At 74.7% G+C, this 17,378-nt stretch carries 12 protein-coding genes; 7 read left to right on the top strand and 5 right to left on the bottom strand.

The features are described 5' to 3' along the window. The first annotated feature begins 264 nt into the window (after positions 1-264). Complete coding sequence (gndA, locus tag AC27LF_RS01385; protein WP_479657883.1) at positions 265-1,704, top strand: NADP-dependent phosphogluconate dehydrogenase; 1,440 nt, start codon at positions 265-267, stop codon at positions 1,702-1,704. A 559-nt stretch (positions 1,705-2,263) separates the two neighbouring features. On the opposite strand, the gene AC27LF_RS01380 is transcribed toward gndA, so the two are convergent. Beyond that, positions 2,264-2,608 (bottom strand): GNAT family N-acetyltransferase, encoded by a 345-nt coding sequence (locus tag AC27LF_RS01380; protein ID WP_479657884.1) that lies wholly within the window; start codon positions 2,606-2,608, stop codon positions 2,264-2,266. 196 nt (positions 2,609-2,804) lie between these two features. Here AC27LF_RS01380 and AC27LF_RS01375 point away from each other — a divergent pair, with 196 nt between their 5' ends. The 5 genes from AC27LF_RS01375 (at position 2,805) to AC27LF_RS01355 (ending at position 9,680) form a co-directional block, all read left to right on the top strand. Continuing rightward, a complete protein-coding gene (locus AC27LF_RS01375; RefSeq protein WP_479657885.1) occupies positions 2,805-3,782 on the top strand; it encodes a lysylphosphatidylglycerol synthase transmembrane domain-containing protein in 978 nt (325 codons plus the stop codon). Between the two features lie 68 nt (positions 3,783-3,850). Further along, entirely contained in the window at positions 3,851-4,615 is a 765-nt protein-coding gene (locus tag AC27LF_RS01370; RefSeq protein WP_479657886.1) for a crotonase/enoyl-CoA hydratase family protein, read from the top strand. Positions 4,616-4,835: 220 nt separating this feature from the next. Continuing rightward, entirely contained in the window at positions 4,836-5,924 is a 1,089-nt protein-coding gene (locus tag AC27LF_RS01365) for a mechanosensitive ion channel family protein (RefSeq protein ID WP_479657887.1), read from the top strand. A gap of 575 nt (positions 5,925-6,499) precedes the next feature. Next, on the top strand, positions 6,500-8,719 hold the full coding sequence (locus AC27LF_RS01360; RefSeq protein WP_479657888.1) for an NADP-dependent isocitrate dehydrogenase: 2,220 nt from the start codon (positions 6,500-6,502) through the stop codon (positions 8,717-8,719). Between the two features lie 163 nt (positions 8,720-8,882). Beyond that, complete coding sequence (locus tag AC27LF_RS01355) at positions 8,883-9,680, top strand: N-formylglutamate amidohydrolase (RefSeq protein ID WP_479657889.1); 798 nt, start codon at positions 8,883-8,885, stop codon at positions 9,678-9,680. A gap of 68 nt (positions 9,681-9,748) precedes the next feature. On the opposite strand, the gene AC27LF_RS01350 is transcribed toward AC27LF_RS01355, so the two are convergent. From AC27LF_RS01350 to AC27LF_RS01340, 3 genes are all read right to left on the bottom strand, one after another. Beyond that, positions 9,749-10,210: a hypothetical protein gene (locus tag AC27LF_RS01350; protein WP_479658005.1), complete on the bottom strand. Its 462-nt coding sequence runs from the start codon at positions 10,208-10,210 to the stop codon at positions 9,749-9,751. 161 nt (positions 10,211-10,371) lie between these two features. Continuing rightward, on the bottom strand, positions 10,372-11,010 hold the full coding sequence (locus tag AC27LF_RS01345; protein WP_479657890.1) for an RNA polymerase sigma factor: 639 nt from the start codon (positions 11,008-11,010) through the stop codon (positions 10,372-10,374). Then, positions 11,007-12,452 carry a S8/S53 family peptidase gene (locus tag AC27LF_RS01340; RefSeq protein ID WP_479657891.1) on the bottom strand — a complete coding sequence of 482 codons (1,446 nt, stop codon included), beginning with the start codon at positions 12,450-12,452 and terminating at the stop codon, positions 11,007-11,009. The genes AC27LF_RS01345 and AC27LF_RS01340 overlap by 4 nt, the downstream gene beginning before the upstream one ends. A gap of 168 nt (positions 12,453-12,620) precedes the next feature. On the opposite strand from AC27LF_RS01340, the gene AC27LF_RS01335 reads away from it, so the two are divergent. After that, complete coding sequence (locus tag AC27LF_RS01335; protein WP_479658006.1) at positions 12,621-15,185, top strand: CHAT domain-containing protein; 2,565 nt, start codon at positions 12,621-12,623, stop codon at positions 15,183-15,185. Positions 15,186-15,402: 217 nt separating this feature from the next. On the opposite strand, the gene AC27LF_RS01330 is transcribed toward AC27LF_RS01335, so the two are convergent. Then, complete coding sequence (locus tag AC27LF_RS01330; protein WP_479657892.1) at positions 15,403-17,340, bottom strand: LuxR family transcriptional regulator AbsR2; 1,938 nt, start codon at positions 17,338-17,340, stop codon at positions 15,403-15,405. Positions 17,341-17,378: the final 38 nt, after the last annotated feature.

Below are 17,378 nucleotides of genomic sequence, written 5' to 3'. Positions count from 1 at the left end.
CCGCGAACAGGCCATGACAAGACGGCAATCGGCCGCACCGTGTGACAAGTGACCGGGAATCCGTCCCCAGTTGGAATACGGCTGAGGCAGGTGGGACTTGTCATACGTATCTGCCTGCGCAGCCGGAACGACCGGATCGACTGCGACGCGGCAGCCGGAACACCCAGGACGTGCGGGCGGCGTACCGGCAAGTCAGGATGGTCAGGGGCAATACTGGCGGCACGACCGGCACCACCGATGTCCAGATCTTTAGGAGCCAACCGTATGAGCACTTCAGCCCAGATCGGCGTCACGGGTCTCGCGGTCATGGGCCGCAATCTCGCCCGCAACTTCGCGCGCAACGGGTACACGGTCGCGGTGCACAACCGCACCGCGACCCGGACCCGGGAGCTGGTGGCGGAGTTCGGACACGAGGGGGACTTCGTCGCCGCCGAGACCGCCAAGGAGTTCGTGGCGGCGCTGGAGCGGCCGCGGCGCCTGGTCATCATGGTGAAGGCGGGCGACCCGACCGACGCCGTGATCCAGGAGTTCGCCCCGCTGCTGGAGCCCGGCGACATGATCATCGACGGCGGCAACGCGCACTTCGCGGACACCCGGCGCCGCGAACGCGAGCTGCGCGGCAAGGGCATCCACTTCGTGGGCACGGGGATCTCCGGCGGTGAGGAGGGCGCGCTGCACGGGCCGAGCATCATGCCGGGTGGCTCGAAGGAGTCGTACGACTCCCTCGGCCCGATGCTGGAGAAGATCTCCGCGAAGGCCGCGGACGGGGCGCCCTGTGTGACGCATGTCGGCCCCGACGGCGCCGGTCACTTCGTGAAGATGGTGCACAACGGCATCGAGTACGCCGACATGCAGCTGATCGGCGAGGCGTACCAGTTGCTGCGCGATGTCGCCGGGTACTCCCCCGCGCGGATCGCGGACATCTTCCGCACCTGGAACACGGGCCGTCTCGACTCGTATCTGATCGAGATCACGGCCGAGGTGCTCTCCCATGTGGACGCGGCCACGGGCAAGCCGTTCGTGGACGTCGTGGTGGACCAGGCGGAGCAGAAGGGCACCGGCCGCTGGACGGTCCAGATCGCCCTCGACCTCGGTGTTCCGGTGTCGGGCATCGCGGAGGCCGTGTTCGCCCGCTCGCTGTCGGGGCATGCCGCGCTGCGGGCGGCGTCGCGGGATCTGGCCGGGCCGAAGCCGGCCCCGCTCGGCGAGGCGGAGGCGGCGGCGTTCGCCGACCGGGTGGAGCAGGCGCTGTACGCGTCGAAGATCGTGTCGTACACGCAGGGCTTCCACGAGATCGCCGCGGGCAGCACGGAGTACGACTGGAACATCGACCTCGGCGCGGTCTCCGCCATCTGGCGCGGCGGCTGCATCATCAGGGCGGCGTTCCTGGACCGCATCCGCGCGGCCTACGACGCCCGGCCCGACCTGCCGAGCCTGCTGTCCGACGAGACGTTCGCGCAGGAGATCGCGGCGGCGCAGGACGACTGGCGCGAGGTGCTGGTCGCGGCGACCCGGCAGGGCGTCGCGGCCCCCGGGTTCGCCGCGGCTCTCGCCTATTACGACGCTCTGCGCGCCGAGCGGCTGCCGGCGGCGCTGACCCAGGGGCAGCGGGACTTCTTCGGGGCGCACACCTACCGGCGGATCGACCGCGACGGCTCGTTCCACACGCTGTGGGGCGGTGACCGCTCGCAGGTCGAGGCGTAGCGGGACGCCGGCCGGGGGCGGGCGGCCCGTGCGGGGCCGCCCGCTTCCGGCCGGGTCAGGTCAGCGGTGGACCCGGTTCGGGGTTCGGCACGGGCTCCGGGCCGGGCGGGATCGGGGACGGCGACGGCTCCGGCGGCGGCCCCGGATGCGGGGCGGGCGGCGGAGTCGGGGCCGGGCCGGGGGCCGGCGGTTGCGGGGCCGGCGGCGGCTCGGGGGCCGGGACCGGGCTCGGATACGGGTCCGGCGGCCGGGGGCCCGGACCCGGCGCGGGTCCGGGCGGGGCGGGTTCGGGATGCGGATTGCTCATGACGTCCTCCGGCGGGCCACTCGACAGCGCCACTGGACTATTCCCCCGCGTACCCGGCAGCACGTCCACCACTCACCCGGGCACACCCGGACCGTCCCCGCCGCGGCCGGACCGTGGCGGCGGTACGGCGCCCGCGGTCGCCTCCGCGCGGTTCCTCGGCCCGCCGGGCGGCGTCACCACGCTGCGCGACCAACGGAGCCGCGTGCCCTGTCCGGCCGTGCGGAGACGGCCCGGGAACGCCCCGGCACGCGGTCAGAACCGGCCGGGGTGCGCCGCCAGCCAGGACTTCGCGGCCCGCAGCAGGTCAGGGCCGGCGGGCGGCGCATCCTCGGGATGGCGGGCGGCCCACCTGACGACGTACGGGCACAGCGGGGCCACCGCGACGCCCTCGCGCCCGGCCATGGCGTACAGCTCGCGGGCCAGGGAGCCGGCGATGCCCTTCCCCTCGTGCGCGGGTTCCACGACGGTGTGCACGGGGACCAGGGCGCGCCCCGGTGACTCCAGCACGAAGTACTCGATGCGGCCCACGACTTCGGCGTCGAAGACGGCCTCCAGACGGCCCGCCGCCCGGTCGTCGCGGATCTCGATGTCACCCATGGCTGCGTGCCCTCCTGCTTCGGTCTGCCGAGCGTAACCCATGTGATCAGCGGCAGGACGGCGCCTGCGGCACCCCGCAGGCGGGCGCGGACGGCAGGCGCGGTGGCGGGCCCGCCCTCATCCGCTTCCCGTACGTAAGCCGCCGTCCCCGATCCGGCCACCCGCCGTTGACGTGGGGCGGAGAACCTCTGCGGATGTGACAGCGGCACACCTCCCCGATCCCCGCGGGCCACGACGTCTCCTGCGGCGCCTGCCCGTCCGCCAGGTGCTGTGTCTGGCCCCGCTCGTGCTCGTCACCGTGATCGCGGTGCGGCACCGCTCCGTGCTCGCCGAGGGCTTCGGCCATCTGCGCGCCGCGTCCTGGCCCTGGCTGCTGGCGGCGGGCGGCGCCACCTGTCTGACCTGGGTGGCGGCCGCGGTGACCCGGCAGGGGGCGGTGGTGCAGCCGCTGCCGAAACGACGCCTGCTGGCCACCCAGTTCGCGGCGTACGCGGCCAACCACCTGCTGCCGACGGGGCTCGGGTCGAGCGCGGTGAACCTGCGCTTCATGACCGTGTGCGGGGTGCCGCTCGCCCGTTCCTCGGCCGCGGTCGCGCTGTACCTGCTGGCCGAGTCGGTGGGCCGGGTGGGCCTGCTGGCGGCTCTGCTGATCGCGTTCCCGCACGCGCTGCGGGTGGGCGGTCTGCTGCCCGCGGGAACGCTCGGACCGCTGCTGCTGGCCGCCGGCCTGCTACTGGCCGTGGCCGCGGGCGTGCTGGCGCTCGTTAGGCGGCTGCGCACGGCCGTGTGGTCGTTCCTGCGCAGCGCGCTGGGCGAGGCGCGCTCGGTGCACACGCGTCCGTCGCGGGCGCTGGCCCTGTGGGGCGGATCGCTGGCCTTCCCGGCGCTGCAGGCCGCGGGCCTCGCCGCGGTGGGGCGGGCGCTGGACCTGCCGGTGGCGCCGGCGCACATGGCGCTGGCCTATCTCGCGGCGACGGTCGCGGTGGCGCTGGTGCCCACGCCGGGCGGGCTCGGCTCCGTCGAGGCCGCGCTGATCGTGGCCCTGGTGGCGGCGGGCGGGCCGGTCGCGGTCGCCACCGCGGTGGTCCTCGCCTACCGCATCATCACCGTGTGGGTGCCGCTGCTGCCGGGGGCGCTGACGCTGGGCGCGCTGGTGCGGCTGAAGGTGATCTGAGGCAGAGTTGGCCCTCCGAGCCGACCGGGGACGCGGCCCGGCCGGCCTGCCAGGGAGGAGAGCCGCCCGTGCCGGTGCGCCTGGAACGCGAGGAACACGTCACCACCGTCGTCCTGTCCCGGCCCGAGGTCCGCAACGCGGTGGACGGGCCGACCGCGGCCGAACTCGCCGCCGCCTTCAGAGCGTTCGAGGCCGACGAGCAGGCGCGGGTGGCGGTGCTGTGGGGTGAGGGCGGCACGTTCTGCGCGGGCGCGGACCTGAAGGCGCTGGGCACCGGGCGGGGCAACCGGGTGGCCGAGGACGGGGACGGCCCGATGGGGCCGACCCGGATGCGGCTGTCCAAGCCGGTGATCGCCGCGGTCGCCGGGCACGCGGTGGCCGGGGGCCTGGAACTCGCCCTGTGGTGCGATCTGCGGGTGGCGGAGGAGGACGCGGTCTTCGGCGTGTACTGCCGCCGCTGGGGCGTCCCGCTCGTCGACGGCGGCACGGTACGGCTCCCCCGGCTGATCGGCACCGGACGGGCCCTGGACATGATCCTCACCGGGCGGCCGGTGCCGGCCCCGGAGGCGTACCGGATGGGCCTGGCCGACCGGATCGTGCCCGCCGGGCGGGCGCGGGACGCGGCGCAGGCGCTGGCCGCTGACCTCGCGCGCTTCCCGCAGGCGTGTCTGCGCTCCGACCGGGCGTCGGTGCTGGAGCAGGAGGGACTGCCGGAACAGGACGCGCTGCGGAACGAACTCCGGCACGGGGCCGCGGTGTTGACCGAGGCCGTGGAGGGGGCGGCGCGGTTCGCCGACGGTGCCGGGCGGCACGGGTCCTTCACCGACCTGTGAACCACCGGCCCGGGCCCGCCGGGGGCCGCCTCCCGCCGGGCGGCAGCGGTGCGAACTCCCGTGCCGGATACGGCAGGATGAACGGGCGCGGCCGGTCCCTCGCACCGTGGAGCCGGCGCGCCCGCACATCCCGGACCCGAACAGGTGACAACGTGACGAGACATCGCATCCGGCCGTCGCACGCGCGGCACGCCGCACGGCGCCGCACCGGAGGTGACCGGTGAACCGGGCACTGACCGCGCACGACCTGATCCTCGCCGCGATCGCCGTGGCGGCGGGCCTGGTGGCGGCGTTCCTGTCGCGGACGCTGCTGCGCTGGCTGGCCAAGCACGCGAAGCGGACCCGCTGGAGCGGCGACGACGTCGTCGTGGACGCCCTGCGGACCGTGGTGCCCTGGGCGGCGATCGCGGGCGGCGTGGCCGTCGCGGCGGCCGTGCTGCCGCTGACCCGGACCGTGCGGCACCACACCGACCAGGCGCTCCAGGTGCTGCTGATCCTCGTGGTGAGCGGCACCGCGGCCCGCGTGGTCGCCGGTCTGGTGCGGACGGTCACCCAGTCCCGGTCCGGGGTCGCCGGTTCGGCCACCATCTTCGTGAACATCACCCGGGTGCTGGTCCTCGCCATCGGGTTCCTGGTGATGCTGCAGACACTGGGCATCTCGATCGCACCGCTGCTGACCGCCCTCGGCGTCGGCGGCCTTGCCGTGGCCCTCGCGCTCCAGGACACCCTCGCCAACCTGTTCGCGGGCATCCACATCCTCGCCTCCAAGACCGTGCAGCCCGGCGACTACATCCGGCTGAGCAGCGGCGAGGAGGGCTACGTCGTGGACATCAACTGGCGGCAGACCACGGTCCGCCAGCTGTCCAACAACCTGGTGGTCATCCCCAACGGGCAGCTCGCGAAGACCAACATGACCAACTTCACCCGCCCTGAGCAGGAGCTGACGATCCTGGTGCAGGTGGGGGTCAGCTACGACAGTGACCTGGACCAGGTGGAGCGGGTGACCGGCGAGGTCGTCACGGAGGTGATGACGGAGATCACCGGGGCGGTGCCCGACCACGAGCCCGCGATCCGCTTCCACACCTTCGGGGACTCCCGGATCGGCTTCACGGTGATCCTGGGCGTGGGCGAGTTCAGCGACCAGTACCGGATCAAGCACGAGTTCATCAAGCGCCTGCACCGGCGTTACCGCGCGGAGGGCATCCGCATCCCGGCCCCGGCACGGACGGTGGCCCTCCAGCAGGGGGCGCTCCTGATCCCCCACCAACGAGCCACCGACAACGAACCCACGCCCCCGCACCATCCCTGACCCCCACCGGGTCGCCCCACGGCAGGGCACCGGTTCCCCGCGGCGCGCTCGCGCGGCGGTGCGGGGTGTCTTTGGCCTTGTCGCGCAGTTCCCCGCGCCCCTTTGGATCGCGCCGTTCGTGGAGCGGGAGTGTTGCCGGGTGCGGGGGCATTGTGGCTGATCGCGCAGTTCCCCGCGCCCCCTCGGGGACGCGCCGTTCGTGGAGGGGGAGAGTTGCCGGGTGCGGGGGCGTTGTGGCTGATCGCGCAGTTCCCCGCGCCCCCTCGGGACGCGCCGTTCGTGGAGCGGGAGAGTTGCCGGGTGCGGGGGCGTTGTGGCTGATCGCGCCGTTCCCCGCGCCCCCTCGGGGACGCGCCGTTCGTGGAGCGGGAGTGTTGCCGGGTGCGGGGGCGTTGTGGCTTGTCGCGCCGTTCCCCGCGCCCCTTCGGGACGCGGGTGCCTCGCGTCGGCCTGTGCCGATGCCGGGCGTCGCGCGCAGTGGTTCGTGGGGTGAGTTGTCGGGTGCTGTCGAGTCGGGGGGCCGTAGGAGATATCTTGATGTCGAGCAATGTTGCAGACGTGGAGCGGAGCACCCGGTGACTGACTCGACCATCATCTACACCTACACAGACGAGGCCCCGGCCCTGGCGACGCATTCGTTCCTGCCGGTGATCCAGGCGTACGCCTCGCGGGCCGGTGTCGCCGTGGAGACCCGGGACATCTCGCTGGCGGGCCGCATCATCGCCGTCTTCCCGGAGTACCTGAACGAGGACCAGCGCATCCCCGACGCCCTGTCGGAGCTGGGCGAGCTGGCCAAGACGCCCGAGGCCAACATCGTCAAGCTGCCGAACATCTCGGCGTCGATCCCCCAGCTGAAGGCCGCGATCGCCGAGCTCCAGGGCAAGGGCTACGCGCTGCCGGAGTACCCGGACGACCCGAAGAGCGACGAGGAGCGGGAGATCCGCGCCCGCTACGACAAGATCAAGGGCTCCGCCGTGAACCCGGTGCTGCGCGAGGGCAACTCCGACCGCCGCGCACCGGCGTCGGTGAAGAACTACGCCAAGACCCACCCGCACCGCATGGGCGCCTGGACCCCCGAGTCCAGGACGAACGTGGCCACCATGGGCGTCGACGACTTCCGTTCCACCGAGAAGTCCGCGGTGATCTCCGAGGCCGGTGCGCTGCGCATCGAGCTGAAGGGCGACGACGGCTCCACCACCGTGCTGCGCGAGTCCGTGCCGGTGCTCGCGGGCGAGGTCGTCGACGCCTCCGTGATGCGCGTCGCCGCGCTGCGCGAATTCCTCACCGCGCAGGTGGCCCGCGCCAAGGAGGAGGGCGTCCTGTTCTCCGTGCACCTGAAGGCCACCATGATGAAGGTCTCCGACCCGATCATCTTCGGCCATGTGGTGCGCGCCTTCTTCCCGAAGACCTTCGCGAAGTACGGCGAGACGTTCGCCGCGGCCGGTCTGACCCCGAACGACGGTCTGGGCGGCATCTTCAAGGGCCTTCAGTCCCTGCCGAACGGCGACGAGATCAAGGCGTCCTTCGACGCCGAGCTGGCCGAGGGCCCCCGGCTTGCGATGGTCGACTCGGACAAGGGCATCACCAATCTGCACGTGCCCTCCGACGTGATCGTGGACGCCTCCATGCCGGCCATGATCCGCACCTCCGGCCACATGTGGGGCCCGGACGGCCAGGAGCACGACACCCTCGCGGTGCTGCCGGACTCCAGCTACTCCGGCGTCTACCAGGCCGTGATCGACGACTGCCGCGCGCACGGCGCCTACGACCCCTCGACCATGGGCTCGGTGCCGAACGTGGGCCTCATGGCGCAGAAGGCCGAGGAGTACGGCAGCCACGACAAGACCTTCGAGATCCCGGTCACCGGCACCGTCCGCCTCGTCGACCAGTCCGGCACCGTCGTCCTGGAGCAGACCGTCTCGGCCGGCGACATCTTCCGCTCCTGCCAGACCAAGGACGCCCCGATCCGCGACTGGGTCAAGCTGGCCGTGACCCGCGCCCGCGCCACCGGCGACCCGGCCGTGTTCTGGCTGGACGAGAACCGCGCCCACGACGCCGTACTGATCGAGAAGGTCAAGGCATACCTGCCGGAGCACGACACCGAGGGCCTGGACATCAGGATCCTGCCCCCGGTCGAGGCCACCAAGCTGTCCGTGGAGCGCATCCGCCGCAGCGAGAACACCATCTCCGTCACCGGCAACGTGCTCCGCGACTACCTCACCGACCTGTTCCCGATCCTGGAGCTGGGCACCAGCGCCAAGATGCTGTCCGTGGTCCCGCTGATGGCGGGCGGCGGCCTGTTCGAGACGGGGGCCGGCGGTTCCGCGCCCAAGCACGTCCAGCAGCTGGTCAAGGAGAACTACCTGCGCTGGGACTCCCTCGGTGAGTTCTTCGCGCTGGTGCCGTCCTTCGAGCAGTACGCGAAGACCACAGGCAACGCCCGCGCCCAGGTCCTCGCGGACACCCTGGACCGGGCCACGGCGAGCTTCCTCAACGAGAACAAGTCGCCGACCCGCCGGGTGGGCGGCATCGACAACCGCGGCAGCCACTTCTATCTGTCCCTGTACTGGGCGCAGGAGCTGGCCCGGCAGACCGACGACGCGGAACTGGCCAAGGCGTTCGCCGCGTTCGCCGACACGCTCGGCGCGCAGGAGCAGAAGATCGTGGACGAGCTGATCGCCGTCCAGGGCTCCCCGGCCGACATCGGCGGCTACTACCGGCCGGACCGGGCCAAGGCCGACCAGGTGATGCGCCCGTCGGCCACCTGGAACGAGGCGCTGGCCTCGCTGAGCTGACCTCCGTCCGGCGACCGCACGCGCACCCCGCGGCCCGTCCGCTCCGCCCCGGCCGGCGTACCCTCCGGCCGGGGCGGAGCCGTGTCCGCCGGTGCCCGGGGCGCCGCGTACGGTGGGCGGTGATCGTCCGCCGTAGTGCCGACCGCGCCCAGGGAGCCACCGCATGCATGCCGCCGCACCGTCCTTCGACCTGCACCCCGGCGCGGCCGACTCCCCGGTGATCCTGCATGTGCCGCACTCCGCGCGGGAGATACCTCCGGCGGTGCGCGCGGGCATCGTGCTGGACGACGCCGCGCTGGAGCGGGAGCTGGACGACATCACGGACGCGCACACGGCCCGGCTGGCCGAGGTCGCCGCCGGGCTGGCCCGGCTCACCCCGTGGCGGTTCGTGAACCGGCTGTCCCGGCTGGTGGTCGATCCCGAGCGGTTCCCCGACGAGCGGGAGGAGATGCTGTCCGCGGGCATGGGGGCCGTCTACACCCGGACCACCCGGCGGGGCACGCTGCGGCCCGCCGACACCGATCCGGGGCCCCTGATCGAGCGGTACTTCCGGCCGTACGCGCGGGCCATGACCGAGGCCGTACGAAACCGGCTCGCCGCGACCGGCCGTGCCGTCGTGATCGACGTGCACTCCTATCCCACCGAGCGGCTGCCCTACGAGCTGCACGGCGACGGGCCCCGGCCGCCGGTCTGTCTGGGCACCGACGCCTTCCACACCCCGGCCCAGCTGGTGGAGGCGGCCCGCGAGGCGTTCGCCGGGTGCGGCGGGACGGGGCTGGACAGTCCGTTCGCCGGGGCGTACGTGCCGCTGGAGTTCTACGGGACGCAGCCCCGGGTCGGCGCGCTGATGGTGGAGATCCGCAGGGACGGCTATATGACGGAGCCGGGCGGCCCGGCCGGGCCCGGGCTGCACCGGCTCGCGTCCGCGCTCGCCGCCCTGGTGGACGGCGCGGGCCGCTGACCGCTACGCCCGCGGCCCTCCGGCGGAAGCCCTTCGCCGTTGCCCGTCACCCGGTGGCCCGGGCCGGCTCAGGCGCGCAGCCACTCGGTGACGACGACGTCCCCGCCCGTGCGCAGCCGCAGCGCGAACGGGCCGGCGGGGCGCGCGTCGCTGGTGAAGCGGCCCAGTTCGTCGACGGGGACCGGCACCGCCGACTGCGGCCCACCGAGCACCTCGATCCGCGCCGGCTGCGGCGGCAGCACCTGCCCCACCAGGCCCTGCCCGGTGACCTCGACGTCGACGGTCAGGTCGCCGGCGTGGAAGGTGAGCATGCGGGGCGCGTCCGTCACACCTCTGATGGGCAGGGCGTCCACCAGGGAGTCGAAGGCCAGTTCGGCGACGCGGGCGTCGAGGTCGTACAACGCGTAGGCGTCGAGGGCCAGTTGGCGCAGCTCGGTGGGGACGGGGTCCCGGACGGCGGCCGCCTGGCGCAGTTCCTCCTCCAGCAGCCCGTCGTCGAACTCGGCCGAATCGAACTCGGCCGGACCCAACTCGGCCGGACCGACGTCAGCCTCGTCGAACTCGGCCCGGTCGAAGGCACCGACGGCGAGTTCGCGCTCGACCTCACCCCGCCGCCCGGCCTCACCGCGCCGCCCGTCCGCACCGCGCCGCTCGTTCTCGTCGTACCGGTCGTTCTCCTCCCGCATGCCGCTCACACCGCCCCCCGTGCGTCGAGCCGGGCCCGCAGCCGGCGCAGACAGCGCTGGCGCAGCGGTCCGATGCTGCCGACCGCGATGCCCAGGGCGGCCGACACCTCCAGATAGCTGGGCGGCGGCGAGGCCATCAGGACGCGCAGCAACCGGCGGCAGCGGTCGCCCAGTTCCTCGAACTCCTGCCACAGGCGGCGCACCCGTTCGGCCTCGGCGGCCGCGTCCTCGGAGTCGATCAGCAACTGCTCCGGGGTGCGGTCCTCGCTCGCCCGGTCCAGGACGAGCGGGTCGTCCGTGGGCATCAGCCGGGTGAGGCTCTTGATGACCTTGATGCACTCGTGCCGGGCCGTACTGGCGAGCCAGGACCCGGCCTTGTCCGGCTCCCGGATCCGGCCGAGGTGCTGGGCGAAGCGGAACCACACGGTCTGGTAGACCTCGTGGCCGTCGGCGTCGGACAGCCGGTGGGCCCTGACCACCGCCCACACCAGTGGACTCAGCCCTTCCACCAGCGCCTTCCAGGCCCCCGCGTCGCCGTCGACGGCGGCCCGGACCAGCGCGCCGACCTCTGCTCGCTCCACGGCCCCACCCCTCGTGTACGGCCTGTCATCGTACGCCGTGGAGGGGGCGGTTCCGGCCGTCATGCCTCGGCGCCCGAAGGGACAACCGGAGCCGGGCGCCAGGTGGGTGGCACAAGCGCCGGCACGTACGCCCCGCGCACTTCCGCGAACGCGGTGGTGGCTTCGAGCAGTTGCCAGCGGGCCGCGCGCGGGTCGCTCTCCTTGTGCGCGCTCATGTGGGCGGCGACGAGCCCGGCGGCCAGCGGGGTGGCGAACGAGGTGCCGCTCCAGTGCGCGAGCCCCGCGAACGTCACCCGGTCGGGCGTGCTCGGGCCGCTGACCCCCTCCTCGTTCTCCTCGCTCAACACGCCCGTGTGGCGCGGGAACTGACAGGTGCAGGCGTAGCCGAAGCCGTACCGGCAGGCGTCGTAGGTGGAGTGCTGGTACACGTACGGCACGGGGGTCTCGAAGCCGGTGAGGGAGCTGACGAGGCGTTCGCCGGGCGCGTAGGCCGCCACCCAGGGGCCGTGGTTGCTGAAGCAGGCGCCCCGCTCGCCGTCGCCACGCAGGGCGCCGACCGACAGCACGGCGTCCTGGTAGCCGGGCAGCGAGGCGTAGGCGGCGGGCCAGAACGGGGTGGCGCTGCCGTTGTTGCCGGCCGCGGCGACCAACAGGGTCTGCTGCTCGCGCAGTTCGCGCATGAACGCCTCGACGCCGAGCAGCCCGTCGGTGCGGCCGTTGGAGGTGCCGGCGGACAGGCTGATGACGTCCGGCCAGCCGTCTCGGTCGACGGCATCGAAGAGCCTGGCCCCGAACTCCGACTCCAGGACGGCCCCGGCGTCGTTGAGGGTGCCCCGCACGGTGATGTCGGTGTTGGGCGCGACCGCGGCGACCAGCCCGGCGATGAACGTGCCGTGCCCGACGTACTGCCGCAGGACGCCCTCCTCGTCGGTCTCCGCGACCTGCGCGTCGCCCTCGGTGTGCGCGAGCGGCGGGTAGCGGCGGTGGTCGTGCATGAGGCCGGTGTCCACGACCAGGACGCCGACGGCCGTGTCCTGGTCGTAGGGGGTGCCGTCCGCGGCCGGGTTGGGCGGCTCGCCGGCCGGGGCGGGCACCGGCTCGTCGCCGGGGCAGGCGTTGACCGAGATCGAGACCACGTGGTTGCGGCTGACCAGCCGGTGGCCGCGGCGTTGCTCCGCCTCGCGCAGGGCGCGCAGCGCGTGGGCCACGGCCGGGTCGCCGTCGCGCACCCCGCGGCCCGGGTCGCCGACCCCGATGCGGGTGATGCCGGTCCGGTTGGTCTCCGGGCCCGCGCGGCGCACATCGTCGGCGGCCAGGTCGGGCGCCGCGGCGAAGTGGCCGCGCACCCTCTCCTCGACGAGGCGCGCCTCCTCGCCGTCGCGGGCGAGGACGACGCCCTTCTCGTAGAAGAACTCGGCGGCGTCGTCCGGGCCCATCGCCAGCGGTACGTCGGGCATCGAGCGCTGGATCTGGTCGAACTGCTCGCGGAATCGCTGGGGTGCCATGGCGGGTCCTCCCACTCGGGCGGCGGTCGTCAGTCAGAGCCCCGGGGCCGCCGGTTGATACAGCCGATACCGTCATCCCCCGCGTCGGACCCGTGTGACGTGCGGCATGGGGCCACTACCATCCGAGGGGTGACAGCGGGAAGCGAATCGGTTCTCGAACTGCTGCCGATGGTGTTCGCCGACCCCATGGAGGCCCTGGCGCGCGCGGAACGGGTGCTGAAGACCGGTCCGCCGCCGCTGCACGCCTGTGTCGCACACCAGGTGATCGGCATCTGGCAGCGGGACTTCGGCGATCTGCGGATCGCGCTGCGCCATCTGCGGCGGGCCCGTGATCTCGCGGCGCGCGCCGAGTCCGCGGAGCGCGAGGCGGATGTCCTCGCCACCCTCGGGGTCGCGCTGGTGCACGCCGGGCGCACCCGGCAGGGACTTTCGGCGTTCGAGCGGGGGGTGGCCCGGGGTACCGGGCACACCCGGGCCCGGGTGCTGTATCGCCGGGCCTATGTCTGGTGGGTGCTCGGCCGCCACCGGGAGGCGCTGGAGGACGTGCGCCGGGCGATCTTTGTGCTCCGCCAGGCCGACGACGTCATCTGGACGGCGCGGGCGCTGACGCTGCGGGCCACGGTGCATCTGGCGCTGGGCGCGGTGGACCGGGCGGACGCCGACTTCACGGCGGCGGAGCGGCTGTGGGAGACCACCGGGCAGGAGCACGACAAGGCCGACGCCGTGGAGAGCCGGGGGCTGGCCGCGTTCCGGTCGGGCGACATCCCGGCCGCGCTGCGCCTGCTGGACGAGGCCGAGGAGCGGTACGCCAAGCTGGGCACGCCGACCTTCATGCTCACCATCCGCCGCTGCGAGGTGCTGATGGCCGCCGGGCTGGCCCCGGAGGCGCTGGCCGAGGCGGACGCGGCGATCGCCACGCTCGACGGGATCGGCGGGCAGTCCACCCGCAAGGCGGAGCTGCTGCTGGCCGCCGCCCGGGCCGCGCGTTCGGCGGGCGACGCGCACACGGCGATCGCCCGGGCCGCCGTCGCCGTACGGCTGTTCGCGGCGCAGCGGCGCGCCTGGTGGGAGACGCACGCCCGGCTGGTGCTGATCGAGGCGCGCGTGGCGACCGGGCGCGGCTCGGGGCGGCTGGTCGCGGACGCCGCCGCGGTCGCCGAGCGGCTGGCGTCCTTCGGCTCGCCGGCCGCGCCGGAGGCGTCCTTGCTGGCGGGCCGGATCGCGCTCGGCCTGGGCTGGACGGCGGACGCGGAGCGGCATCTCGCGCTCGCGGCGCGCGGCAGACACGCGGGGCCGCCGCAGGCCCGGATGACGGGCTGGGCGGCGCAGGCGCTGCGGGCGCGGGCGGCCGGTTCCGGGCGGGGTGTGCTGGAGGCATGCCGGCGCGGGCTCGACGTGCTCGACGACCACCGGATGACGCTGGGCGCCTCGGAGTTGCGGGCCCGGGCCACGGCGCAGGGCGCGGAACTGGCCGCGCTGGCCCAGCAGGTCAGTCTGGCCCGGGGCGGTCCACGGCGGCTGCTGGAGTGGAGCGAGCGGTGGCGGGCCACGGTGCTGTCCGCGCCGCCGACCCGGCCGCCCGCCGATCCGGCGCTGCTGAGCGCGCTGACCGCGTTCCGGGAGATCGCGGCCCGCGCCGAGTCCGCCCGGGTCGAGGGCCGCCCGGTGCCCGCCCTGGAGCGGGAACAACGGCGCCTGGAACGGGAGATCCGCTCGCGCACCCATCACCTGCGCGGCGACGCCTCCGGCGACGGCCGCCGCTTCGACACCGCCCGGCTGCTGGCGCGGCTCGGTGACACGACGCTGGTCGAACTCGCCGTGCTGGACGGGCGGGTGCAGGTGCTGCTGTGCGGGCAGGGCCGGGTACGGCGGTTCGAGGCCGGGGCGCTGGCGCAGGCGCTGACCGAGGCAGAGCACGTCCAGGCGGGGCTCAGGCGGCTCGCCCATCCCGGGGCGGAGCGGCGGCTGCCGGTGGTGGAGGCGGCCGGCCGCCGGCTGGAGGAGCTGCTGCTGGGCGGTGCCGTGCGCCGGCTCGGCGGCGGCCCGGTCGTGATCGTGCCGCCCGGGGTGCTGCACCGGGTGCCGTGGGCGCTGCTGCCCGCGCTGCGCGAGCGGGTGCTCAGCGTCTCGCCGTCGGCGGGCAGTTGGCTGCGGGCCCGGGAGACCGAGGCGCCGCCGGGCGGCCGGCAGGTCTTCGTGCGCGGGCCCGGCCTGGCCACCGGCGGCGCCGAAGTGCCCGAGGCGGCCGGCCGGTACCGCACGGCGACGGTCCTGGAGCAGGCGGACGCGCGGGTGCCGCGGGTGCTGCGGGAACTGGACGGGGCGGCGCTTGCGCACCTCGCCGCGCACGGCACGTTCCGCGCGGACAGCCCGATGTTCTCCTCGCTGCGGATGGCCGACGGCCCGCTGATCGTGCACGACTTCGAACGTCTCGACCGCAGCCCGTACCGGATCGTCCTGTCCAGCTGTGACACCGCGCGGCTCGCCTCGGTGGGCGCCGACGAACTGCTCGGCCTGGTCACCGCGTTGCTCCCGCTGGGCACGGCCGGGGTGGTGGCGAGCAGCGCGCCCGTCAACGACGCGGCGGTGGTGCCGCTGATGCTCGCCCTGCACAAGGGCCTCGACGCGGGGCTCTGTCTGGCCGAGGCCCTGCGTGACGCGCGGGCGGCCCTGCCGGGTGACGCGGTCCACCAGGCGACGGGGTGGGCGTTCGCGGCGTTCGGCGCGGCATGAGACCCGACCGGCGGCCGCTTCGGATCGGCAACCGGTCGGGGTCGGCGATGGCCGGTGGCGACGAACGGCCGGGCCCACTCCGTGCCGGGGCGATGCGGTGTCAGCCCGATACCTGTGTCAGCCGGATACCGGTGTCAGCCCGCTGTCGATGTCGGGCCGCCGCCGGGTCAGCCCGCCGCCGGTGTCACGCCGCCGCCGGGTCAGCCCGCCGCCGGTGTCAGGCCGATGCCGTGCCCGGCAGGTCCACCAGCCAGGGCAGCGCGCCCCGGTCGCCGGCGCCCAGCCGGGTGTAGGCGCCGTACAGATGGTTGCCGACGGTGCGCACGGACAGCGTGAGCCGTTCGGCGATCTGCCGGTTGCTCAGCCCTGCGGCGGCGAGAGTGACGATCTGCCGCTGCCGGGCGGTGAGTTCGCCGAGCACCAGCCCGGCCAGCGCCGGGGTGCGGGCGCCCTGGCAGCGGCGGGCGAGGGCGACCGCGCGGGTGCGGGCGGTGCGGGCGGCGGCGGGGTCGCGGTGCGCGCGTACGGCCTGGGCGTACGCCTCGGCCGCGAACAGCAGGAAGCCGCGCTCCGCCAGCGCCGCGGCGGCCCGGTCGAGAGCGGGCCCGTCGCCGCGGGCGAGCGCGTCGGCGTGCCCGGCCAGCACCCCGTCGCCGGGCAGCCGTCCGACGGCCAGCTCGGGCGCGCCGAGGCGTACGGCGTCGTAGCGGGCGTACGCGGTGTTCTGCCGGCCGCCCGGGTCACCGGCGGCGTCGCGGCCGTCGGCGTCATCGGCGTCATCGGCGCGGCCGGCGAGTGCCCGTAGGGCGCCGTCCACGTCGCCGCGGGCCGCCGCGGCCCAGACCGCCGTGCCGTCCGCCGGTGACGGCCCGGCGGCGCGGTCCGGTGCGCCGCCGCGGCCCAGACCGCCCGCCGCCCCGCCTGCCGGGTCCCCGCCGGTCCGGCCCGCCTCGCCCGACTGGGCCGCGGCGAGGGCGAGTTCGGTGCGGCACGCGGCGTCGCCCGGCGTCGCCCGCAGCCCTTCCCGCGCCCAGGCCGCCGCGTCCCGCAACTCGCCGCGCAGCCGCGCGAACCGGGCCCGCAGCGCCGCGTATCCGGCCGGTACCGCCGCCCCCTGTGCGAGCAGCCACTCCCCCACCGGGGCCGGCAGCGCCCGTACGTCCATCGCGTCGATCCGCCGGGCCAGGGCCTGCTGTTCGGCGGCCAGGGCCGGGCCGTGGTGCCGCGGGCCGTGGGCCGCCCGCCGGGCCCGCAGCCGTCCCGCGCGGGCGCGCAGCGCCGGGCCGTGCAGCGGGTGGGCGAGGCGGACGGTGCCCTGCTCGTCGACGTGCACCAGGCCGTCGGCCTCGACGCGTTCGAGGGCGTCGATGTCGAGGTCGTCCGGGTGCAGCGGCAGGGGTTCGGCGAAGGCGAGGCGTTCCAGCACCTCGCGTTCGGGACCGCGGCGGTCCAGGACACCGGCGGCCCGCTCGCGCACGGTGGGTGTCATCGGCACCGGGCCGCGCCAGGCCCAGGTGTCCGTGCCGGGCACCGGGGTGAGCAGCCCCTGGGTGCGCAGCGCGCCCGACAGGTCGCGCAGCAGCCGCAGATCGCCCTGGCAGGTCCGGTGCAGCCGGCGCACCGTGAGCGGTTCCAGGGCGGTGCCGCGGGCGAGCAGACGGGCCGTCTCCTCGTGCGGCAGCGGCTCCAGGGCCAGCCGCGGCAGGAGTTCACCCGTCCACAGCCGGGACACCGCGCCCGGGACGGGGGCGCTGTCGTCGGCGATCACGATCAGCCGGGTGCGGCCGTGCACGGCGAGCTGATGGACCAGGGCGGCCGAGGCCCCGTCGAGCAGCTGGGCGTCGTCGATGACGAGGAGGCGCGTGCCGGACAGCGACCGCACCGCGCGGTGCAGCGAGAGGGTCCCGGGCAGCAGCGGGGCGAACGCGGCGAAGGGCAGCGAGCGGGTCTCGGGCGTCCCGGTCACCCGCGCGCAGTCGGTGCCGCGCACGGCCTCGGTGACCAGCCGGGTCTTGCCGCGGCCGGCCGGGCCGGTCACCACGATGCCCTGCCGTCCCCCGGCCAATGACCCGCGGATCAGCTCCAGTTCGTCCTCGCGGCCGGTGAACGGCCAGGGCAGTTCGAGGGTCTTGGCGTCCTGTACGTAAGTCGTCACGTCATGGTGAGTCCCGGTACTCACGCCTGATACAGGGG

It is taken from the genome of Streptomyces diversicolor, assembly GCF_057537855.1.
The sequence above is the reverse complement of the archived record's forward strand: the minus strand, read 5'-3'. Positions and strand labels throughout refer to the sequence as shown.